The organism is Streptomyces sp. NPDC087844, from assembly GCF_044742785.1.
In the GTDB taxonomy this organism is placed as follows: domain Bacteria; phylum Actinomycetota; class Actinomycetes; order Streptomycetales; family Streptomycetaceae; genus Streptomyces.
The window spans coordinates 74138-95203 of record NZ_JBIUVD010000024.1 but is presented as its reverse complement, the minus strand read 5'-3'; the positions used below and the strand labels follow the sequence as shown (position 1 = coordinate 95203).

At 68.9% G+C, this 21066-nt stretch carries 21 protein-coding genes; 18 read left to right on the top strand and 3 right to left on the bottom strand.

Going from position 1 to position 21066, the window contains the following annotated elements; translation table 11 throughout:
- Window positions 1–318: 318 nt before the first annotated feature.
- The 18 genes from ACIOKD_RS34670 to ACIOKD_RS34585 all read left to right on the top strand — a co-directional run bounded on the left by ACIOKD_RS34670 (window position 319) and on the right by ACIOKD_RS34585 (window position 17084).
- Window positions 319–1407 carry an LCP family protein gene (locus tag ACIOKD_RS34670; protein ID WP_402091868.1) on the top strand — a complete coding sequence of 363 codons (1089 nt, stop codon included), beginning with the start codon at window positions 319–321 and terminating at the stop codon, window positions 1405–1407.
- A 257-nt stretch (window positions 1408–1664) separates the two neighbouring features.
- Window positions 1665–1892: a 50S ribosomal protein L31 gene (gene rpmE, locus ACIOKD_RS34665; RefSeq protein ID WP_402091867.1), complete on the top strand. Its 228-nt coding sequence runs from the start codon at window positions 1665–1667 to the stop codon at window positions 1890–1892.
- A 197-nt stretch (window positions 1893–2089) separates the two neighbouring features.
- The gene (gene prfA, locus ACIOKD_RS34660; protein WP_402091927.1) at window positions 2090–3166 is read left to right on the top strand and encodes a peptide chain release factor 1; all 1077 of its coding nucleotides are present in this window, start codon (window positions 2090–2092) and stop codon (window positions 3164–3166) included.
- A gap of 78 nt (window positions 3167–3244) precedes the next feature.
- Window positions 3245–4090 (top strand): peptide chain release factor N(5)-glutamine methyltransferase, encoded by an 846-nt coding sequence (gene prmC, locus ACIOKD_RS34655; protein ID WP_402091865.1) that lies wholly within the window; start codon window positions 3245–3247, stop codon window positions 4088–4090.
- Between the two features lie 82 nt (window positions 4091–4172).
- On the top strand, window positions 4173–4820 hold the full coding sequence (locus tag ACIOKD_RS34650; RefSeq protein ID WP_328493918.1) for an L-threonylcarbamoyladenylate synthase: 648 nt from the start codon (window positions 4173–4175) through the stop codon (window positions 4818–4820).
- Window positions 4817–5497 (top strand): protein-tyrosine-phosphatase, encoded by a 681-nt coding sequence (locus tag ACIOKD_RS34645; protein WP_402091863.1) that lies wholly within the window; start codon window positions 4817–4819, stop codon window positions 5495–5497. Before ACIOKD_RS34650 ends, ACIOKD_RS34645 begins: the two co-directional genes overlap by 4 nt.
- A 136-nt stretch (window positions 5498–5633) precedes the next feature.
- Entirely contained in the window at window positions 5634–6884 is a 1251-nt protein-coding gene (glyA, locus tag ACIOKD_RS34640) for a serine hydroxymethyltransferase (protein WP_402091861.1), read from the top strand.
- A 130-nt stretch (window positions 6885–7014) separates the two neighbouring features.
- Window positions 7015–8388: an MraY family glycosyltransferase gene (locus ACIOKD_RS34635; protein ID WP_402091860.1), complete on the top strand. Its 1374-nt coding sequence runs from the start codon at window positions 7015–7017 to the stop codon at window positions 8386–8388.
- A 297-nt stretch (window positions 8389–8685) separates the two neighbouring features.
- A complete protein-coding gene (locus ACIOKD_RS34630; protein ID WP_402091926.1) occupies window positions 8686–9123 on the top strand; it encodes a hypothetical protein in 438 nt (145 codons plus the stop codon).
- Window positions 9124–9348: 225 nt separating this feature from the next.
- Window positions 9349–10167 (top strand): F0F1 ATP synthase subunit A, encoded by an 819-nt coding sequence (gene atpB / locus ACIOKD_RS34625; protein WP_402091859.1) that lies wholly within the window; start codon window positions 9349–9351, stop codon window positions 10165–10167.
- Window positions 10168–10241: 74 nt separating this feature from the next.
- Window positions 10242–10463, top strand: coding sequence for an ATP synthase F0 subunit C (gene atpE / locus ACIOKD_RS34620; protein ID WP_030929126.1), 222 nt, complete (start codon window positions 10242–10244; stop codon window positions 10461–10463).
- Between the two features lie 64 nt (window positions 10464–10527).
- Entirely contained in the window at window positions 10528–11067 is a 540-nt protein-coding gene (locus ACIOKD_RS34615) for a F0F1 ATP synthase subunit B (RefSeq protein WP_402091925.1), read from the top strand.
- The gene (locus tag ACIOKD_RS34610; RefSeq protein WP_402091857.1) at window positions 11064–11879 is read left to right on the top strand and encodes a F0F1 ATP synthase subunit delta; all 816 of its coding nucleotides are present in this window, start codon (window positions 11064–11066) and stop codon (window positions 11877–11879) included. Before ACIOKD_RS34615 ends, ACIOKD_RS34610 begins: the two co-directional genes overlap by 4 nt.
- Before the next feature lie 150 nt (window positions 11880–12029).
- Window positions 12030–13622, top strand: coding sequence for a F0F1 ATP synthase subunit alpha (gene atpA, locus ACIOKD_RS34605; protein ID WP_402091856.1), 1593 nt, complete (start codon window positions 12030–12032; stop codon window positions 13620–13622).
- Window positions 13623–13642: 20 nt separating this feature from the next.
- Window positions 13643–14560 (top strand): F0F1 ATP synthase subunit gamma, encoded by a 918-nt coding sequence (locus tag ACIOKD_RS34600; protein WP_402091855.1) that lies wholly within the window; start codon window positions 13643–13645, stop codon window positions 14558–14560.
- Window positions 14560–15996: a F0F1 ATP synthase subunit beta gene (gene atpD / locus ACIOKD_RS34595; protein ID WP_398286979.1), complete on the top strand. Its 1437-nt coding sequence runs from the start codon at window positions 14560–14562 to the stop codon at window positions 15994–15996. The genes ACIOKD_RS34600 and atpD overlap by 1 nt, the downstream gene beginning before the upstream one ends.
- Window positions 15997–16134: 138 nt before the next feature.
- Window positions 16135–16509, top strand: a complete 375-nt coding sequence (locus ACIOKD_RS34590) for a F0F1 ATP synthase subunit epsilon (RefSeq protein WP_402091853.1) — start codon at window positions 16135–16137, stop codon at window positions 16507–16509.
- A 128-nt stretch (window positions 16510–16637) separates the two neighbouring features.
- Window positions 16638–17084: a DUF2550 domain-containing protein gene (locus ACIOKD_RS34585; protein ID WP_402091851.1), complete on the top strand. Its 447-nt coding sequence runs from the start codon at window positions 16638–16640 to the stop codon at window positions 17082–17084.
- Window positions 17085–17198: 114 nt separating this feature from the next.
- Here the strand turns inward: ACIOKD_RS34585 and ACIOKD_RS34580 are convergent, their stop codons facing one another.
- The 3 genes from ACIOKD_RS34580 to ACIOKD_RS34570 all read right to left on the bottom strand — a co-directional run bounded on the left by ACIOKD_RS34580 (window position 17199) and on the right by ACIOKD_RS34570 (window position 20998).
- A complete protein-coding gene (locus ACIOKD_RS34580) occupies window positions 17199–19037 on the bottom strand; it encodes a glycosyl hydrolase family 18 protein (protein ID WP_402091849.1) in 1839 nt (612 codons plus the stop codon).
- Window positions 19038–19142: 105 nt separating this feature from the next.
- Window positions 19143–19784, bottom strand: coding sequence for a response regulator (locus ACIOKD_RS34575; RefSeq protein WP_402091848.1), 642 nt, complete (start codon window positions 19782–19784; stop codon window positions 19143–19145).
- Window positions 19781–20998: a sensor histidine kinase gene (locus ACIOKD_RS34570; protein WP_402091847.1), complete on the bottom strand. Its 1218-nt coding sequence runs from the start codon at window positions 20996–20998 to the stop codon at window positions 19781–19783. The genes ACIOKD_RS34575 and ACIOKD_RS34570 overlap by 4 nt, the downstream gene beginning before the upstream one ends.
- Window positions 20999–21066: the final 68 nt, after the last annotated feature.

Sequence of the window (21066 nt, the reverse complement as noted above, 5' to 3'; positions counted from 1 at the left end):
AGTGCCCTTCGTGTTGTCCTCGCGGGGGCGGGGGCCGGGGCGATACGGGAGACCTTCGCCACAGATGTGAAGGTCGACACGGTGGCGCGGAAGCAGGGCGTCCGCCCTCGTACGTGCAGGTGAGCCGCCGACGGCCCCTGACGCCGGTCACCCTTTGTGTCCGGGATCGCACAGGACGGTCACAGTGTGTCGTGCAACCCTTTTCCCGGTTTCACCGTCTGAACGGACGGGTCCTGACAGAGACGTCACGCCACATGACCACGCCTGACCCTGACCGCAGGGGGTTGACCGAGCCGACCGGCGAGAACTGAGGAGCACATGGCTGCCGAGAGCACACCCAAACCCGGCCACCGCCGTACACCGCGGAGCGGGCGTCACAAGGCGCTCGTCATCGCGGCCTGGTCCGCGGCGGGTGTCTTCGTCCTGGGCGGCACGGGTCTCGGGTACGTGTACCTCAACCTCAACGACAACATCAAGAGCGTCGACATCGACCAGGCACTCGGCACCGACCGGCCCCTGGACGTCGACAACGGCTCGCAGGACATCCTCGTGCTCGGCTCCGACACCCGCTCCGGCAGCAACAAGGAGCTGGGCGGCGGCACCGACGACGGCAGCGCCCGCTCGGACACCGCGATGGTCGTGCACGTCTACGAGGGCCACAAGAAGGCCGGCGTGGTCTCCATACCGCGCGACACGCTCGTCCCCCGGCCCGAGTGCACCGACAGCGAGGGCGTGCGGCACGACGCCGCGTCCCTGGCGATGTTCAACTCCGCGTACGCGACGGGCGGCGCCGCCTGCGCGGTCAAGACCGTCGAGTCGATGACCGGTATCCGCATGGACCACTACGTCGAGGTCGACTTCAGCGGCTTCCAGAAGCTGATCGACGAACTCGGCGGTGTCGAGGTCACCACGACCGAGGACATCACCGACAAGGAGAGCCACCTCGACCTGGAGGCCGGCACCCACCGGCTGACCGGCAAGCAGTCGCTCGCCCTGGTCCGTACGCGGCACGGGGTCGGCGACGGCTCCGACCTCGGCCGCATCCAGCTCCAGCAGGCGTTCATCAAGGCGCTGGTCGAGCAGGTCAAGGACGTCGGCGTACTGACCAGCCCGAAGAAGCTGTACGACCTCGCCGACACCGCGACGAAGACGGTCACCACCGACTCCGACCTGGCCTCGGTCAAGGGTCTGGCGTCCTTCGCCAACGGGCTCAAGGGCATCGGCTCGTCGAAGATGAACATGGTCACGCTGCCCGTCCAGTACGACTCGGCCGACGCCAACCGTGTTCTTGTCGAGAAGGACAAGGCCGCGCTGGTCTGGGACGCGTTGAAGAACGACCGCGCGATCCCGAAGTCGGCGACGGAGGGCACGGCGAGCGGTGACGCCAAGGGCGTAGTCACTTCGTGATGATCGCCCCTCGCGGGGGTGGGCGACGGGGGTGGGCGAGTGGGGCGCCCGGTGGGCGGGTGGCGGGTGCGTCGTGGCTGGTCGCGCAGCTCCCCGCGCCCCTTACGGGGGCTCGGCTCGCGGGGCCGGGAATACCTCACGCCGTCCCCCGGTTTGGGGAGATGGCACCAGTCCTGGCAGACTGGACAGTCGGCCCCGGTTCACGCCCCCGCAATCCGCGGCAGCGACCCGGCGCCCTCCCGAAACTAGGAGACACCTTGAAGCGCGACATCCACCCCGAGTACGTCGAGACCCAGGTCAGCTGCACCTGTGGCGCGTCGTTCACCACGCACAGCACGATCTCCGGCGGCGCCGTCCGCGCCGAGGTCTGCTCCGAGTGCCACCCGTTCTACACGGGCAAGCAGAAGATCCTCGACACCGGTGGCCGCGTGGCCCGCTTCGAGGCCCGCTTCGGCAAGGCCAAGGCCGCGGCCGACACCAAGTAGCGAGCTCACAGCGCCGGTCTTCGGTGCCTCCGTCCGGGGGCGCTGGGACCGGCGCTTTGCGGTGCAGCCCCCACCCCCGCTCTCGAACGCGACGGAACAGTTCGATCGAGCAGGGGAACCCCCATGCCGTACCCCCCATGCCGTACCTACGTCCCCGCATCCGTGATGGTGCCGGGGGCAGTCCATTGGAGCCGGAGATGTTCGAGGCGGTCGAGGAACTCATCGGCGAGCACGCCGATCTTGAGAAGAAGCTCGCTGACCCGTCGGTCCACGCCGATCAGGCCAACGCGCGCAAGCTCAACAAGCGCTACGCCGAGCTGACCCCGATCATCGCGACGTACCGCTCCTGGAAGCAGACCGGGGACGACATCGGGACGGCGAAGGAGTTCGCCGTCGACGACCCGGACTTCGCCGCCGAGGTCAAGGACCTGGAGAAGCGGCGCGAGGAGCTCACCGAGAAGCTCCGGCTGCTGCTGGTGCCGCGTGACCCCAGCGACGACAAGGACGTCATCCTTGAGATCAAGGCGGGCGCGGGCGGCGACGAGTCGGCCCTGTTCGCCGGTGACCTGCTGCGCATGTACCTGCGGTACGCGGAGCGCGTCGGCTGGAAGACCGAGATCATCGACTCCACGGAGTCCGAGCTGGGCGGCTACAAGGACGTCCAGGTCGCCGTGAAGACCAAGGGCGGCAACGGCGCCACCGAGCCCGGCCAGGGCGTCTGGGCGCGGATGAAGTACGAGGGCGGGGTGCACCGCGTGCAGCGCGTGCCGTCGACCGAGTCGCAGGGCCGTATCCACACCTCCGCCGCCGGTGTACTGGTCACGCCCGAGGCCGAGGAGGTCGACGTCGAGATCCACGCGAACGACCTGCGGATCGACGTCTACCGCTCCTCGGGACCCGGCGGCCAGTCCGTCAACACCACCGACTCAGCGGTGCGTATCACGCACGTGCCCACCGGAGTCGTCGCCTCCTGCCAGAACGAGAAGAGCCAGCTGCAGAACAAGGAGCAGGCGATGCGTATCCTGCGCTCCAGGCTCCTCGCCGCGGCACAGGAGGAGGCGGAGCGCAACGCCGCGGACGCCCGCCGCAGCCAGGTGCGCACCGTGGACCGCTCCGAGAAGATCCGTACGTACAACTTTCCGGAGAACCGCATCTCGGACCACCGCGTCGGCTTCAAGGCGTACAACTTGGACCAGGTCCTCGACGGTGACCTCGACGCGATGATCCAGGCCTGCGTGGACGCCGACTCGGCGGCCAAGCTCGCGGCGGCCTAGGACGCGTACCAGCACAGCCGCAGTGGACAGTCGCAGTACACATCCGCACGACGGACAACAGCCCAGCCCGGAGGACGCGTGAACCTGCTGCTCGCGGAAGTGGCCCAGGCCACCCAGCGGCTGGCCGACGCCGGCGTGCCCTCGCCGCGCAACGATGCCGAGGAGCTCGCCGCGTTCGTGCACGGTGTGAAGCGGGGCGAGCTGCACACCGTCAAGGACACGGACTTCGACGCCCGGTACTGGGAGGTGATCGCGCGCCGCGAGGCACGCGAGCCGCTCCAGCACATCACCGGGCGGGCCTACTTCCGCTATCTGGAACTCCGAGTCGGACCTGGCGTGTTCGTGCCCCGGCCCGAGACCGAGTCCGTGGTCGGCTGGGCCATAGACGCCGTCCGCGCGATGGACGTCGTGGAGCCGCTGATCGTGGACCTGTGCACCGGTTCCGGCGCCATCGCGCTCGCCCTCGCACAGGAGGTCCCGCGCTCGCGCGTGCATGCCGTGGAGCTGTCCGAGGACGCCCTGCGGTGGACCCGTAAGAACGTCGAGGGATCCCGGGTCGACCTGCGCCAGGGAAACGCCCTGGACGCCTTCCCGGACCTCGACGGCCAGGTGGACCTCGTCATCACCAACCCGCCGTACATCCCGCTCACGGAATGGGAGTACGTCGCTCCGGAGGCCCGGGACTACGATCCCGAACTCTCCCTGTTCTCGGGGGAGGACGGCCTCGACCTGATCCGCGGTCTGGAGCGCACCGCGCACCGGCTGCTGCGTCCTGGCGGTGTCGTCGTCGTCGAGCACGCCGACACCCAGGGCGGGCAGGTGCCGTGGATCTTCACCGAGGAGCGGGGCTGGGCCGACGCCGCCGACCACCCCGACCTCAACAACCGGCCGCGGTTCGCGACCGCCCGCAGGGCGACGCCATGACCACGGCGATGTCCCCTGTGGACGACGTGGAAACCGTTAGATGCGCGGCCACCGGGGTCCGCGTGTGCGAGGAGGCTTGCTGATGGCACGGCGATACGACACCAACGACGCGACCGACCGCTCGACGGGTCTGCGCGAGGCCGCGTCCGCCGTGCGCCGGGGCGAGCTGGTCGTGCTGCCGACCGACACCGTGTACGGGGTCGGCGCCGACGCGTTCAGCTCGGAGGCCGTGTCCGATCTGCTGGAGGCCAAGGGCCGTGGCCGGAACATGCCCACGCCCGTCCTCATCGGCTCCCCGAACACGCTGCACGGCCTGGTCACGGACTTCTCCGAGATGGCCTGGGAGCTCGTCGACGCCTTCTGGCCGGGCGCGCTGACCCTGGTCGCCAAGCACCAGCCGTCCCTCCAGTGGGACCTCGGGGACACCCGTGGCACCGTCGCCGTGCGCATGCCGCTGCACCCGGTCGCCATCGAGCTGCTGACCGAGACCGGCCCGATGGCCGTCTCGTCCGCCAACCTCACCGGACACGCGTCCCCCGAGGACTGCGACGCCGCGCAGGAGATGCTCGGCGACTCCGTCTCCGTGTACCTGGACGGCGGTCCCACCCCCGGCATCGTCCCGTCGTCGATCGTCGACGTGACGGGCAAGGTGCCGGTGCTGCTGCGGGCCGGCGCGCTGTCGGCCGAGGAGCTGCGGAAGGTCGTACCCGACCTTGAGGTGGCGAATTGACAGCCCCTGACGCGGGGCGTGGCATAGGTACGGGGACGGGGTACACGGGGGCTTACGGCGACGGGGCCTCGGGCGACTCCTCTTTTCGCATCCTCCACGTCAGCACCGGCAATGTGTGCCGCTCGCCGATCACCGAGCGGCTGACCCGCCATGCCCTGGCGGACCGGCTCGGCGACCCCCTGTGGGGCGGCCTGATCGTGGAGAGCGCCGGTACCTGGGGGCACGAGGGCGCGCCCATGGAGGCCAACGCGGAGGCGGTCCTCGCGGACTTCGGCGCGGACGCCTCCGGGTTCGTGGGCCGCGAGCTGCTGGACGAGCACGTCATCCGGGCGGACCTGGTCCTCACCGCCACCCGTGACCACCGCGCCCAGGTCATCTCGATGGGCCATTCGGCGGGCCTGCGCACCTTCACCCTGAAGGAGTTCACCCGCCTGGTCCGCGCGATAGACCCGACGACACTGCCGCCGCTCGACGACGGCATGGTCGAACGCGCCCGGGCCCTGGTCCGCGCCGCGGCGGCTCTACGCGGGTGGCTCCTGGCCCCGACGGCGGAAGCCGACGAGGTCTACGACCCGTACGGCGCCCCCCTCCCGTTCTTCCGCTCGGTGGGCGACGAGATCAACCAGGCGCTGGACCCGGTGGTGACGGCGCTGACGGGGGCGTCGGCTCGGAGCTGAGGGGCGCGCCCCCGGGCGGGACCGGCGGGGGAGTGTCCAGGGCTCGGGTGACGTGCTCGGGCGTAATACCGGGCGCGGTAGGGGACTCGGTCCTACATTGGACATAGCGATCCCCCGCCGAGGTCCGGAGTCCGCCATGCCGGTCGCACACACCCTTGAAGGTCCGCTGTCGGTCGACGTGCTCGGCCGGCAGGATCCGGAGCTGGCCGAGATCCTCCTCGCGGAGCTGACGCGGCAGAGCACGACCCTGCAGCTGATCGCCGCCGAGAACTTCACCTCGCCGGCCGTGCTGGCCGCACTGGGCTCGCCGCTCGCCAACAAGTACGCCGAGGGATACCCCGGCGCCCGGCACCACGGCGGCTGCGAGATCGTCGATGTGGCCGAGCGGGTGGCCGTCGAGCGCGCCAAGGGCCTTTTCGGCGCCGAACACGCCAACGTGCAGTCCCACTCCGGGAGTTCGGCCGTGCTGGCCGCGTACGCCGCCCTGCTGCGCCCCGGGGACACCGTCCTGGCGATGGGCCTGCCGCACGGCGGCCACCTCACGCACGGGTCGCCCGCGAACTTCTCGGGCCGGTGGTTCGACTTCGTGGGCTACGGCGTCGATCCGGAGAGCGGGCTCATCGACCACGAGCAGGTACGGGCGCTGGCCCGCACCCACCGGCCGAAGGCCATCGTGTGCGGCTCCATCTCGTACCCCCGGCACATCGACTACGAGGCGTTCCGTGCGGTGGCGGACGAGGTCGGCGCGTATCTCATCGCCGACGCCGCCCACCCCATCGGCCTCGTCGCCGGGGGAGCGGCGCCCAGCCCGGTCCCGTACGCCGATGTCGTGTGCGCGACCACGCACAAGGTGCTGCGCGGGCCGCGCGGCGGCATGCTGCTGTGCGGGAGCGAGCTGGCCGACCGGGTCGACCGGGCCGTCTTCCCCTTCACCCAGGGCGGCGCGCAGATGCACACCGTCGCCGCGAAGGCCGTCGCGTTCGGCGAGGCGGCAACACCGGCGTTCACGGCGTACGCCCATCAGGTGGTCGCGAACGCGAGGGCGCTGGCACAGGGACTGGCCGCGGAGGGACTCCCGGTCACCACCGGCGGCACCGACACCCACCTGCTGACCGTCGACCCGGCGCCGCTCGGTGTGGACGGCCGGACCGCCCGCGGCCGGCTCGCCGCCGCCGGACTGGTCCTCGACACCTGCGCGCTGCCCCATCCCGACGTGCGGGGACTGCGGCTGGGCACGGCCGCCGTCACCACGCAGGGCATGGGTGAGGCCGAGATGGCCCGGATCGCGGTGCTGTTCGGCGCGGCCGTGCGGGACGAGTCCGCGGGCCGGCGCGTACGTGAAGAAGTGCGGCACCTGACCGGGAGATTTCCCCCCTATCCCGGCTAGCGGGGGGTGGGCGATCATGGGAGCACATCCACTCGTGCAACCATCGGCTCTACCCGGAAGTCCTCAACCGTAAGCGCACGAAGCTATGGTGTGGGGCTGAGATGGCCAGCGAGACCTGTGGGGAATGCCCGTGCGTGAATACCTCCTGACGCTCTGCATCACGGCCGCGGTGACGTACCTGCTGACCGGGCCGGTGCGGAAGTTCGCGATCGTGGCCGGAGCGATGCCGGAGATCCGGGCACGTGACGTGCACCGAGAACCCACACCGCGCCTCGGTGGCATCGCGATGTTCTTCGGACTGTGCGCGGGCCTCCTGGTCGCGGACCATCTGACGAACCTCAGTGTGGTCTTCGAGAACTCGAACGAGCCGCGAGCGCTGCTGTCGGGCGCCGCCCTGATCTGGCTGATCGGCGTTCTGGACGACAAGTTCGAGATCGACGCCCTCATCAAGCTCGGCGGCCAGATGATCGCCGCCGGCGTCATGGTCATGCAGGGTCTGACGATCCTGTGGCTGCCCATCCCCGGCGTCGGCTCGGTCTCACTGACCCAGTGGCAGGGCACGCTGCTGACCGTCGCGCTCGTCGTGATCACCATCAACGCCGTGAACTTCGCCGACGGCCTCGACGGCCTCGCCGCGGGCATGGTGTGCATCGCGGCCGCCGCGTTCTTCATGTACGGCTACCGCATCTGGTACGGGTACGGGCTGGAGTCCGCCGCCCCCGCCACGCTCTTCTCCGCGCTCCTCATGGGGATGTGCCTCGGCTTCCTGCCGCACAACATGCACCCCGCGCGGATCTTCATGGGCGACTCGGGCTCGATGCTCATCGGCCTCGTGCTGGCGGCCGGCGCCATCTCCATCACCGGGCAGGTCGACCCGGACGCGATGAACCTGTTCGCCGGGTCCGAGAAGGAGGCCGTGCACCAGACGGTGCCCGTCTACATCCCGCTGCTGCTGCCGCTGACGATCATCGCCGTCCCGGCGGCCGACCTGGTGCTCGCCATCGTGCGGCGCACCTGGCGGGGCCAGTCCCCGTTCGCCGCCGACCGCGGACACCTGCACCACCGGCTCCTGGAGATCGGGCACTCGCACAGCAGGGCCGTGCTCATCATGTACTTCTGGTCGGCGCTGATCGCCTTCGGAGCCCTCGCCTACTCGGTGAACTCGGGCGCCATGTGGATCGTGCTCGGCATCATGGCGCTCAGCGCGGTGGGCCTGCTCCTGCTCCTGCTGCCGCGCTTCACGCCGCGTGCCCCGCGCTGGGCCCAGCACTTCGTGCCGCCGCGCTACCGCCGTCGCAGGGCCGTGGACGTGCCCGCGGAGGGCGGCCCGGCGGTCGCGTACGGCACTGACGGCGAGGTCGGCGACGGTGGTGCCGAGGCCGGGGAACAGGACGGGGAACGCCGTACTCCGGTGACTGTCGGTGTCTCAGGAGTCAACGGGGCGAGCGCTGTCGGCGCCCGTTCGCGCCTCCTGGATGAGCGAGGGGCCGGGACGTCGCGCTGACGCCGGGTAAGAGTTTCGCAAGAGCCGTCCCGGGGCGGCTCTTGCGAAAGCGCCTCAATACCAGACAAGTCGGTCGCCTGGGCGCACAGACGTGCATGTTCCCTCTCATGTGTGACGCCGAGCACACCAACCAGGTAAAGACCTCATCAAATAGTTTGTGATACGGTTCACGAGAACCCAGGACAGAGCCGAAGGACCGCAGTGCGACGGTTCACCGGCGGTGAGGTTCTCTCGCTGTCCGGGACTACGCTCGTCCATGACGACACCTGCCCCCTTGAGCAAAGCGGAGTTGCCGCCATGCCCTCCAATGACGTCCGGATCCTTCTCCAGGCCGCTGTGCCCACGGCTGCCGTCGGCGCGATTGCCGCCGTCGTCAGTGGTGTGGTCGCCGGTGGCAAGGGAGCGATCGGGGCGGTCGTGGCGACGCTGGTCGTGATCCTCTTCATGGGTATCGGGTTGTACGTTCTGCAGCGCACCGCGAAATCGCTTCCGCACCTTTTCCAGGCGATGGGTCTGATGCTCTACGCGGCACAGATTCTTCTGCTGTTCATCTTCATGGCGGCCTTCAAGAACACGACGTTGTTCCACCCCAAGGCATTTGCGATCACCCTGGTCGCCACCACGCTCGCGTGGATCGGCGCCCAGGCGCGTGCGCACATGAAGGCCAAGATCCTTTACGTCGAACCCGACTCCTCGAAGGGCGAAAAGCCCGAAAAGACGGGGCACTCGTCGTGAGGGGTAGGGCCGGGATAAGGGCACGTCGGGGATCCTGCTATCGTCCGGTGCCAACTGCGGCATCGCGGGCGTGGGCATCTGAGCTGACGCCTGTCCCAGCGCGAGGCTCGTTGCCCTCCCGCCGCCCCCACACCCGTAACACCAGTCCAGTGCCGAACCGCGGCCGTGCGCCGCGCCGACACAACGAGGTTGCCGTACCTATGCGCCACGCTGAAGGAGCCCGCGGTGAGTGCTGACCCGACGCAGGTGCTCGCCTTCGAGACCGACTGCCACCTCTTCGATGGGTGTGGCTTTCCGGCCCCGGGCCTGCATTCGTTCCTCTTCGAGCCGATCGCGGGTGACGCCGAGGGGCTGTACTTCAACAAGCCCATGCTGCTCGCCCTGCTCGGCTCGATCATCGTGGTCGGCTTCTTCTGGGCGGCTTTCCGCAAGCCCCAGATCGTTCCGGGCAAGCTTCAGATGGTCGCCGAGGCCGGCTACGACTTCGTACGACGCGGCATTGTCTACGAGACGATCGGCAAGAAGGAAGGCGAGAAGTACGTACCGCTCGCCGTAGCGCTGTTCTTCTTCATCTGGATGATGAACATCTGGTCGATCGTCCCGATCGCCCAGTTCCCGGTGACGTCGATCATCGCCTACCCGATGGTCCTCGCGGCCATCGTCTACATCACCTGGGTCTCACTGACGTTCAAGCGGCACGGCTTCGTCGGTGCCTTCAAGAACTTCACCGGCTACGACAAGTCGCTGGGCCCGGTGCTCCCGCTGGCCATGACCATCGAGTTCTTCTCGAACCTGCTGGTCCGCCCGTTCACGCACGCTGTGCGACTCTTCGCGAACATGTTCGCCGGTCACACGCTGCTGCTGCTCTTCACGATCGCCGCTTGGTACATGCTGAACGGCATCGGCATCGCCTACTCGGCAGTGTCCTTCGTGATGGTCATCGTGATGACCGCCTTCGAGCTCTTCATCCAGGCAGTTCAGGCGTACGTCTTCGTACTCCTCACCTGCACCTTCATCCAGGGCGCGCTCGCCGAGCACCACTGAGCACCGCCCAGCACGACCCCATAGTCGTCCGGTGGCCAACCCCCACCGGTCCGTAAAGAGAAGGAAGAACTGGCATGTCTACCCTTGCTGCTGTCACCGGTGACCTCGGTTCCGTCGGTTACGGTCTCGCTGCCATCGGTCCCGGCGTCGGCGTCGGCATCATCTTCGGTAACGGCACCCAGGCTCTGGCCCGCCAGCCCGAGGCTGCCGGTCTGATCCGTGCCAACCAGATCCTCGGCTTCGCTTTCTGTGAGGCGCTGGCCCTTATCGGTCTCGTCATGCCCTTCGTCTACTAGGACGAGCCACTGACGACCGACCGTTTCGACGAAAGGCACTGATGTGACTTCCGCCCTGATTCTGATGGCGGCTGAGGGGGAGAAGGAAAACCCCCTCATCCCGCCGTGGCCGGAGCTCGTCATCGGCCTGATCGCCTTCGTCATCGTCTTCGGCTTCCTCGCCAAGAAGCTGCTTCCGAACATCAACAAGGTTCTGGAGCAGCGCCGCGAGGCCATCGAGGGCGGTATCGAGAAGGCCGAGGCCGCTCAGACCGAAGCCCAGAGCGTGCTGGAGCAGTACAAGGCCCAGCTCGCCGAGGCCCGGCACGAGGCCGCGCGTCTGCGCCAGGAGGCGCAGGAGCAGGGTGCCACGCTCATCGCCGAGATGCGCGCGGAAGGCCAGCGGCAGCGTGAGGAAATCATCGCCGCCGGTCACTCGCAGCTCGCCGCCGACCGCAAGGCCGCCGCGTCCGCGCTGCGCCAGGACGTGGGCCAACTGGCCACCGAACTGGCCGGCAAGCTCGTCGGCGAGTCCCTTGCGGACCACGCCCGGCAGAGCCGCACGATCGACCGGTTCCTCGACGGTCTCGACGAGACCGCTTCGAAGGCCGAGGCCACGCGATGAACGGAGCGAGCCGCGACGCGCTGGCCACCGCACGTGAGCGTCTCGACGCGCTGACGGACTCCACGTCCGTCGACGCGGCGCAGCTCGCCGGCGAGCTGGCCTCCGTCACCGCGCTGCTCGACCGTGAGGTGTCCCTGCGTCGGGTCCTCACCGACCCGGCGCAGGCCGGCGAGGCGAAGGCCGAACTGGCCGGGCGCCTCCTGGCCGGCCAGGTCAGCGGCACCACCGCCGACCTGGTGGCCGGTCTGGTGCGCTCCCGCTGGTCGCGTTCGCGTGATCTGGTCGACTCCGTCGAGGAGCTGGCCGACACCGCCGACCTCACGGCGGCGCAGCGGCTGGGCAGGCTCGACGACGTCGAGGACGAGCTGTTCCGGTTCGGCCGGATCGTCGCCTCGGACACCGGGCTGCGCGCCGCGCTGACCGACCGCGGCGCCACAGCCGCGGCCAAGAGCGAGCTGCTGCGCAACCTGCTCGGCGGCCGGGCCGACGCCGTCACCGAGCGGCTGGTCACGCGCCTTGTGACCGCGCCCCGGGGACGTAGCCTGGAGTCGGGACTCGAATCCCTGTCCAAGCTCGCGGCCGACCGTCGAAACCGCATGGTCGCCGTCGTCACCTCGGCGGTTCCGCTGAGCGACGTGCAGAAGCAGCGCCTCGGCGCCGCCCTCGCGAAGCTCTACGGCCACCCGATGCACCTCAACCTCGACGTGGACCCCGAGGTCCTCGGCGGGATCCGGGTGCAGGTCGGAGACGAGATCATCAACGGCTCCATCGCGGACCGGCTGGAAGCAGTCAGCCGCCGCATGGCGAGCTAGCAGCAACTGAATACGCGTAACCACGTAGTACTACGGCCCTCGTTGGGCCGTGCAGAGGATTCCTGGGGGCCCGCGGCGCAGCCGCTGAGGGAAAAAGCCCCAGACCCCCCAAGAAAACTTCGGGCCCAACAAGGAGAGCAGGGAACCCAGATGGCGGAGCTCACGATCCGGCCGGAGGAGATCCGGGATGCGCTGGAGAACTTTGTCCAGTCGTACAAGCCGGACGCGGCCTCGCGCGAGGAGGTCGGTACGGTCACCCTTGCCGGCGACGGCATCGCGAAAATCGAGGGCCTGCCCTCGGCCATGGCCAACGAACTGCTGAAGTTCGAGGACGGCACTCTCGGCCTCGCGCTGAACCTGGAAGAGCGCGAGATCGGTGCGGTCGTCCTCGGCGAGTTCAGCGGTATCGAGGAGGGACAGCCGGTCACGCGTACCGGCGAGGTCCTGTCCGTGGCCGTCGGCGAGGGCTACCTCGGCCGCGTTGTCGACCCGCTCGGCACCCCGATCGACGGTCTCGGCGAGATCGAGACGTCCGGACGCCGCGCGCTCGAACTGCAGGCACCGGGCGTCATGGCCCGTAAGTCGGTGCACGAGCCGATGGAGACCGGCTACAAGGCCGTCGACGCGATGACCCCGATCGGCCGTGGCCAGCGTCAGCTGGTCATCGGCGACCGTCAGACCGGCAAGACCGCGCTGGCCGTCGACACGATCATCAACCAGCGTGACAACTGGCGCACCGGCGACCCGAAGAAGCAGGTCCGCTGCGTCTACGTCGCCATCGGCCAGAAGGGCTCGACCATCGCCTCCGTGCGTGGCGCCCTCGAAGAGGCCGGCGCGCTGGAGTACACGACCATCGTCGCCGCCCCCGCGTCCGACCCGGCCGGCTTCAAGTACCTGGCGCCGTACACCGGTTCGGCCATCGGCCAGCAGTGGATGTACGAGGGCAAGCACGTCCTCATCATCTTCGACGACCTCTCGAAGCAGGCCGACGCCTACCGCGCCGTGTCCCTGCTGCTGCGCCGTCCGCCGGGGCGCGAGGCCTACCCCGGTGACGTCTTCTACCTGCACTCCCGTCTGCTTGAGCGTTGCGCGAAGCTCTCGGACGAGCTGGGCGCGGGCTCGATGACCGGTCTGCCGATCGTCGAGACGAAGGCCAACGACGTCTCGGCGTTCATCCCGACCAACGTCATCTCCATCACCGACGGCCAGTGCTTCCTGGAGTCGGACCTCTTCAACGCCGGTCAGCGCCCCGCGCTGAACGTCGGTATCTCCGTCTCCCGAGTCGGCGGCAGCGCGCAGCACAAGGCGATGAAGCAGGTCTCCGGCCGACTGCGCGTCGACCTCGCCCAGTTCCGTGAGCTGGAGGCGTTCGCCGCCTTCGGTTCCGACCTGGACGCCGCGTCGAAGTCGCAGCTGGACCGCGGTCAGCGGATGGTCGAGCTGCTCAAGCAGGCTCAGTACCAGCCGATGGCCACCGAGGACCAGGTCGTCTCCGTGTGGGCCGGTACCACCGGCAAGATGGACGAGGTTCCGGTCAACGACATCCGCCGCTTCGAGAAGGAGCTGCTTGAGTACCTGCACCGCAAGGAGCAGGGACTCATGACCTCCATCAAGGAGGGCGGCAAGATGTCCGACGACACCCTGCAGGCCATCGCCGACGCGATCGCGGACTTCAAGAAGCAGTTCGAGACGTCGGACGGCAAGCTGCTCGGCGAGGACACCCCTGCCGCTGCGGGCAAGTGACGACGGAAGGGACCTGACTCATGGGAGCCCAGCTCCGGGTCTACAAGCGTCGCATCAAATCCGTCACCGCGACCAAGAAGATCACCAAGGCGATGGAGATGATCGCCGCCTCGCGTGTCGTCAAGGCGCAGCGCAAGGTACGGGCCTCCGCGCCGTACGCGACCGAGCTCACCCGCGCGGTCACGGCGGTCGGGACCGGTTCGAACACCCGGCATCCGCTGACCACGGAGGCCGAGACGGCGACCCGTTCCGCGGTGCTGCTCCTTTCGAGCGACCGCGGACTGGCCGGCGCCTTCAACTCCAACGCCATCAAGGCGGCGGAGAAGCTGACCGCCCGTCTGGTGGCAGAGGGCAAGGAGGTCGACACGTACATCGTCGGCCGCCGTGGTCTCGCCCACTACAACTTCCGTGAGCGCAAGGTCGCGGAATCGTGGTCGGGCTTCACCGACCAGCCCTCGTACGCGGACGCGAAGACCGTCGCCGTTCCGCTGATCGAGGCCATCGAGAAGGAGACGGCGGAGGGCGGCGTGGACGAGATCCACATCGTCTACACCGAGTTCGTCTCGATGATGACGCAGACGGCGATCGACAGCCGTCTGCTGCCGCTCAGCCTCGACGAGGTGGCGGAGGAGACGTCCGGCAAGGACGAGATCCCGCCGCTGTACGACTTCGAGCCGTCGGCGGAGGACGTCCTGGACGCCCTTCTGCCGCGGTACGTCGAGAGCCGTATCTACAACGCGCTGCTCCAGTCGGCTGCCTCCAAGCATGCCGCCACGCGCCGCGCGATGAAGTCGGCGACCGACAACGCGGGAGACCTGATCACTTCACTCTCCCGATCTGCCAACGCGGCCCGCCAGGCCGAAATCACCCAGGAAATCAGCGAGATCGTCGGTGGCACCGCAGCGCTGGCCGACGCGACCGCGGGGAGTGACAGGTAATGACGACGACAGTTGAGACGGCCGTTGCCACGGGCCGCGTCGCCCGGGTCATCGGCCCGGTCGTCGACGTGGAATTCCCCGTCGACGCCATGCCGGAGATCTACAACGCCCTTCACGTCGAGGTGGCCGACCCGGCCAACGCCGGCGAGAAGAAGACGCTGACCCTTGAGGTCGCCCAGCACCTGGGTGACGGTCTGGTCCGCACCATCTCCATGCAGCCCACCGACGGTCTGGTCCGCCAGGCCGCGGTGACCGACACGGGCACGGGCATCTCCGTCCCGGTCGGTGACTTCACCAAGGGCAAGGTGTTCAACACCCTCGGCGAGGTGCTGAACTCCGACGAGGCCTACACGGGCGACCGGTGGACCATCCACCGCAAGGCCCCCTCGTTCGACCAGCTTGAGCCGAAGACCGAGATGTTCGAGACGGGCCTGAAGGTCGTCGACCTTCTCACCCCGTACGTCAAGGGCGGCAAGATCGGTCTGTTCGGTGGTGCCGGTGTCGGCAAGACCGTGCTGATCCAGGAAATGATCATGCGTGTCGCCAACCTCCACGAGGGCGTCTCCGTCTTCGCGGGCGTCGGTGAGCGCACCCGTGAGGGCAACGACCTCATCGCGGAAATGGAGGAGAGCGGTGTTCTCGACAAGACCGCTCTCGTCTTCGGTCAGATGGACGAGCCCCCGGGCACCCGTCTGCGCGTGGCCCTGGCCGGTCTGACCATGGCGGAGTACTTCCGCGATGTGCAGAAGCAGGACGTGCTGTTCTTCATCGACAACATTTTCCGCTTCACCCAGGCCGGTTCCGAGGTCTCCACCCTGCTCGGCCGTATGCCGTCCGCGGTGGGTTACCAGCCGACCCTGGCCGACGAGATGGGTCAGCTGCAGGAGCGCATCACCTCGACGCGTGGTCACTCGATCACGTCGATGCAGGCGATCTACGTCCCCGCGGACGACCTGACCGACCCGGCCCCGGCCACCACGTTCGCCCACCTCGACGCGACGACGGTGCTCTCCCGTCCGATCTCCGAGAAGGGCATCTACCCGGCCGTGGACCCGCTGGACTCCACGTCCCGCATCCTGGACCCGCGCTACATCGCGCAGGAGCACTACGACGCCGCCATGCGCGTCAAGACGGTCCTGCAGAAGTACAAGGACCTCCAGGACATCATCGCGATCCTCGGTATCGACGAACTGGGCGAGGAGGACAAGCTCGTCGTCCACCGTGCCCGTCGTGTGGAGCGCTTCCTGTCCCAGAACACCCACGCCGCCAAGCAGTTCACCGGTGTGGACGGGTCGGACGTTCCGCTGGAGGAGTCCATCGCGGCGTTCAACTCGATCATCGACGGGGAGTACGACCACTTCCCGGAGCAGGCGTTCTTCATGTGCGGTGGCATCGAGGACCTCAAGGCCAACGCCAAGGAGCTCGGCGTCTCCTGAACCTCGCGTTCCGAGTGGTTCTGAGTGAGAGGGCGGGGCCGTGCCTCGCGGGGCGGGTCCCGCCCTTCTCACTACGCCCATTAGACTTTGACCCAACACCCGGCGGCGAACGCCGGGTGGTGACCCGAGGAGCCCACCTTGGCTGCTGAGCTGCATGTCGAGCTCGTCGCCGCGGACCGCAGTGTCTGGTCCGGCGAGGCGACCCTGGTCGTCGCGCGTACCACGTCCGGCGACATCGGCGTCATGCCCGGTCACCAGCCGCTGCTCGGTGTGCTGGAGTCGGGCCCGGTGACCATCCGTACGAGTGATGGTGGAACGGTCGTCGCCGCGGTGCACGGCGGTTTCATCTCTTTCGCGGACAACAAGCTGTCGCTGCTTGCCGAGATCGCCGAGCTGTCGGACGAGATCGACGTCCAGCGCGCGGAGCGGGCGATGGAGCGCGCGAAGTCGGACGCGGACGCGTCCGCCGAGCGTCGCGCGGACGTCCGACTGCGGGCGGTGTCGGCGCACTGAGACCAGCGCGCAGAAGGAAGTGACTCAGCCGCGGCCAGGACCGGAGCTTTTCCGGACCGGGTCGCGGCTGAGGCGATGCGGGTGCTTTTTTCCTTTCCGTTACCTAGGAGACGAGGAGGTCGGTGTCGATGGTCCTCGCTCTGACTGTGGTCGGGTCGGTAGTACTGCTGGTGGCCCTCGGACTCTTCGTCTTCGGCCTGCGTCGCAGAGTGATCCAGCGCTCGGGCGGCACCTTCGACTGCAGCCTGCGCTGGGACGTCCAGGAGAAGACCGATACCAGCGGCAAGGGCTGGGGGTACGGCATCGCCCGCTACAGCGGTGACCGCATCGAGTGGTTCCGCGTCTTCTCGTACGCGCTGAGGCCGCGGCGCGTTCTTGAACGCTCGGCGATCGAGGTGGCGGGGCGGCGGGCGCCGGAGGGCGAGGAGGAGCTGGCGTTGCTGTCCGACGCGATCATCCTCACCTGCGTCCATCGCGGTACGCGGCTTGAGCTCGCCATGAGCGAGGACGCGCTGACCGGTTTCCTCGCCTGGCTGGAAGCTGCGCCGCCCGGGCAGCGAGTGAATGTGGCTTAACCATTCACTCGCCGCCCGGGCGGTTCTGACTCAGCGCCGCTGGGGTCGGTGAGGATCCTGCGGGTCCGTCGTGGTCCCCGAGGGTGCGCAGTTCCCCGCGCCCCTTGGATACTGCTAGTTCAGGCCGTTGTTGATGGCTGTCACCAGTTCACCGTTGCCGGTGTCGCCGCTGAACTCCCAGAAGAAGGCGCCGCCCAGGCCCTGGTTCTTGGCCCAGGTCATCTTGGAGCCGATGGTGGCCGGGGTGTCGTAGCTCCACCAGTTGTTGCCGCAGTACGCGTAGGCCGTACCCGCGATCGTGCCGGTGGCGGGGCAGGAGCTCTTGAGGACCTTGTAGTCCTCGATGCCCGCCTCGTACGTGCCGGGTGCCGCGCCGGTCGCCGAACCGCCGGGGGCGGCCTGGGTGACGCCGGTCCAGCCGCGCCCGTAGAAGCCGATACCGAGCAGCAGCTTCTTGGCGGGTACGCCCTTGCTCTTGAGCTTGGCGATGGCGTCGGCCGAGTTGAAGCCGGCCGCCGGGATGCCGCTGTACGAGGTCAGCGGCGAGTGCGGGGCGGTCGGACCGTCCGCGTCGAAGGCGCCGAAGTAGTCGTACGTCATCACGTTGTACCAGTCGAGGCTGGCACTGGCGCCGCCGTAGTCGGCCGCGTCGATCTTGCCGCCGGAGGAGCCGTCCGCCGTGATGGCCGCGGTGACCAGGTAGTTGGAGCCGAACTCGGTGCGCAGCGCCTGGCTGAGGGTCTTGAAGGAGCTGAAGCCGGACGTGTCGCAGCTCAGGCCGCAGGCGTTCGGGTACTCCCAGTCGATGTCGATGCCGTCGAAGACGTCGGCCCAGCGCGGGTCCTCGACGAGGGCCTTGCAGGAGGCGGCGAAGGCGGCCGGGTTGGCGGCGGCCTCACCGAAGCCGCCCGAGTAGGTCCAGCCGCCGAACGACCACAGCACCTTGATGTGCGGGTACTTGGCCTTCAGCTGGCGCAGCTGGTTGAAGTTGCCGCGCAGGGGCTGGTCCCAGGTGTCGGCGGTGCCGCTGACGGACTGGTCGGCGGTGTACGCCTTGTCGGTGGCCGCGTAGGCGTCGTCGAGGGTGCACTTGCCGCCCTTGACGTTGCCGAACGCGTAGTTGATGTGGGTGATCTTCGACGCGGAGCCGGAGCTGACCAGGTTCTTCACGTGGTAGTTGCGCCCGTAGACGCCCCACTCGGTGAAGTAGCCGAGCTTGACCTTGTCGCCGGTGGGCGGCGGGTCGGTGGTGCCGCCCGTGGTGTGCACGGCGGTCGCGCCGCTGACCGGACCGGTCTGGTCGGCCGTGTCACGCGCCTGCACGGTGTACGAGTAGTCGGTTCCGGCGCTCAGACCGGTGTCGCTGTACGAGGTGCCGGTCACCGTGGCGACCTTGGCGCCGTCGCGCAGGACGTCGTAGTTCTTGACGCCCTTGTCGTCGGTGGCCGCGCTCCAGGCGAGCTTCACCGAGGTGTTGGTGATGTCGGAGGCGGTCGGCTTGCCGGGGGCGGAGGGCGCGTTGTCGCCGGGGACCGTGGGTCCGCCGTCACAACTGCCGCCGTTGAGCTTGCAGTTGGCGGGGGAGCCGGTACCGGCGCCGTTGAAGCCGAAGGAGAGGGAGGCGCCCGGTGCGAGGGTGCCGTTCCAGGACTTGTTCTTGGCGGTCCAGTGGGTGCCGGAGCTGGTGACGTCGGCGTCCCAGGCGGAGGTGACCGAGGTGCCCGAGGGGAAGTCCCACTCGACGGTCCAGGAGCTGAGGGCCGTCGTACCGGTGTTCTTGACGGTCCACTTGCCCTCGAAGCCGGTGCCCCAGTCCTGGGTCTTGGCGTAGGTGGCGGTCGCCGACGTGGCGGCGGAGGCGGGGCTCGCGAGCCCGACCAGGGCGGCGAACGGCAGCAGCAGGGTGGTGAAGCCCGCTATGGCTCTGTGTCCGAGTCTGCGTCTGAGGCGCATCCGCGTCTCCTTGGGGGAGTTTTATGAGGTGCGCAGGACAATAGAAAGGTCTGGACCATAGGTCAATAGGTCCAGACCACTGTGAGGGTGAGGTGCGACTACTTGTTACACGCCCAACTCCCGGGCCAGTACCGCCGCCTGCACCCGGCCGCGCAGCTCCAGTTTGCCCAGGAGGCGGCTGACGTGTGTCTTCACCGTCGCCTCCGCCATGTCGAGACGTACCCCGATCTCCGCGTTGGACAGGCCCTCGCCCAGGCAGGAGAAGACCTCCCGTTCGCGCCGGGTCAGCGTGTCCAGGACCGAGGGGTCGGCCGTCGGCTCCCGTACGGGGTGGGCGGCGAACTCGGCGATCAGGCGGCGGGTGACCGCGGGCGAGATCAGGCCCTCGCCGCCCGCCACCGTGCGGACCGCGTCGATGAGTTGGCGGGCCTCGGTGTTCTTCAGCAGAAAGCCGGCGGCGCCCGCGCGCAGCGCGCCGAACACGTACGCGTCGAGGTCGAAGGTGGTCAGTACGAGGACGTCGGCGAGGCCCTCGGCGACGACCTGGCGGGTGGCGGCGACGCCGTCCAGGCGGGGCATCTGGACGTCCATCAGGACCAGGTCGGGGCGCAGTTCCCTGGCCAGGGCCACCGCCTGCTCGCCGTCCGCGGCCTCGCCGACCACCTCGATGTCGGGGGCGCTGCCCAGGATGAGGACGAGGCCGGCGCGTACGGCGGACTGGTCCTCGGCGACGAGCACACGGATCATGCGGTTTCTCCTTCGGTGATCGGGAGGGTGGCGCGGACCGTCCAGGTGCCGCCGCCCGCTGTGTTCTGCGGGCCGGCCTTCGCTCCACCGGTCTCGGGTCCGGCCTCGAACGTGCCCTGCAGCAGGGCGACCCGTTCGCGCATGCCGATCAGTCCCGCGCCCGAACCGGGGGCGCGGGGGCCGTCGCGGCGGACCTCGCCGAAAGGGCTGGTCACCCACACCTCCAGGGCATGGTCGCGCTGGACGAGGGAGACGGTGACCCGGCCGGGGGAGGCGTGCTTGAGGGCGTTGGTCAGGGATTCCTGCACGATGCGGTAGGCGGCCAGTTCGACCGGGGCCGGGAGCGCGGTGTGGGCGCAGTCGAGGGTGACGTCCAGGCCGTTGCCGCGGGCGTGCTCCACCAGGGAGGCGAGTCCGTCCAGGGTGGGCGCGGCGGCCGGCTCGGTGTCCCCGCTGCTGTCACGCAGGATGCCGATGAGGCGGCGCATCTCGGCGAGCCCCTCGACACTGTTCTCGCGGATCACCCCGAGGGCCTGCTTCGAGGTGTCCGGGTCGTCGAGGGAGAGCGCGGCCGTGGAGTGGATGGCGATCGCCGACAGGTGGTTGGCCACCATGTCGTGCAACTCCCGCGCCATCCGGGCGCGTTCGGCGGTGACGGCCTGGACGCGGTCGATCTCGGCGAGCAGGGCGGTCTGCTCGGCGCGCAGCCGGGCGGCCTCGGCGGCGTCGCGGTGGTTGCGCACCACCCAGCCGGTCGCGCCGGGCGTGAACGCCACGACACCGATGACCACGCCGACCAGCAGCGCCTCCGGGACCCGCCAGACGGCGAACGGCACCACCGTGCCGAGTACCGTGAGCGCCCCGCTGCCCCACAGGACGCGGCGGGCGGTGGCGGGTGGGCCGTACAGGACGGCCGCGTACACGAGGTCCGTGAACATCACGACGGTCGCCAGGTTGCCCTGCGTGACGGTGTCGAGGGTCAGTGCGGCGACGCCCACCAGCAGGCCGGTGCGCGGGTGGGTGCGCCGCAGCAGTTCGCAGCCCGCGATCACGACGAGCGGCAGCAGGATCGGCCAGCGGCCCGACCAGAGCACGAAGTCCTCCGTGGCCGGGCGGGTGCCGAGACCGGCGCCCCAGAGGAGGAGTCCGCCGAGCAGGCCCGCGAGTGCGATACGCACGTCGTCGCGGTGCGGGCGGGGCTGTCGGAGGGCCATGACTCCATCCAACACGCCGTGCCCGCTCGTCGCCTGATGCCGCAGGACGGTCCGCGAGTACATCGAAG

Coding starts and splice junctions, on each gene's coding strand:
- atpE (WP_030929126.1), top strand. CDS start 10,242: ATGTCTACCCTTGCTGCTGTCACCGGTGACCTCGGTTCCGTCGGTTAC.
- ACIOKD_RS34650 (WP_328493918.1), top strand. CDS start 4,173: ATGGCACGGCGATACGACACCAACGACGCGACCGACCGCTCGACGGGT.
- ACIOKD_RS34580 (WP_402091849.1), bottom strand. CDS start 19,037: ATGCGCCTCAGACGCAGACTCGGACACAGAGCCATAGCGGGCTTCACC.
- ACIOKD_RS34585 (WP_402091851.1), top strand. CDS start 16,638: ATGGTCCTCGCTCTGACTGTGGTCGGGTCGGTAGTACTGCTGGTGGCC.
- ACIOKD_RS34600 (WP_402091855.1), top strand. CDS start 13,643: ATGGGAGCCCAGCTCCGGGTCTACAAGCGTCGCATCAAATCCGTCACC.
- ACIOKD_RS34630 (WP_402091926.1), top strand. CDS start 8,686: ATGCCCTCCAATGACGTCCGGATCCTTCTCCAGGCCGCTGTGCCCACG.
- atpD (WP_398286979.1), top strand. CDS start 14,560: ATGACGACGACAGTTGAGACGGCCGTTGCCACGGGCCGCGTCGCCCGG.
- glyA (WP_402091861.1), top strand. CDS start 5,634: ATGCCGGTCGCACACACCCTTGAAGGTCCGCTGTCGGTCGACGTGCTC.
- ACIOKD_RS34575 (WP_402091848.1), bottom strand. CDS start 19,784: ATGATCCGTGTGCTCGTCGCCGAGGACCAGTCCGCCGTACGCGCCGGC.
- ACIOKD_RS34610 (WP_402091857.1), top strand. CDS start 11,064: ATGAACGGAGCGAGCCGCGACGCGCTGGCCACCGCACGTGAGCGTCTC.
- ACIOKD_RS34670 (WP_402091868.1), top strand. CDS start 319: ATGGCTGCCGAGAGCACACCCAAACCCGGCCACCGCCGTACACCGCGG.
- ACIOKD_RS34570 (WP_402091847.1), bottom strand. CDS start 20,998: ATGGCCCTCCGACAGCCCCGCCCGCACCGCGACGACGTGCGTATCGCA.
- ACIOKD_RS34615 (WP_402091925.1), top strand. CDS start 10,528: ATGGCGGCTGAGGGGGAGAAGGAAAACCCCCTCATCCCGCCGTGGCCG.
- atpA (WP_402091856.1), top strand. CDS start 12,030: ATGGCGGAGCTCACGATCCGGCCGGAGGAGATCCGGGATGCGCTGGAG.
- prfA (WP_402091927.1), top strand. CDS start 2,090: ATGTTCGAGGCGGTCGAGGAACTCATCGGCGAGCACGCCGATCTTGAG.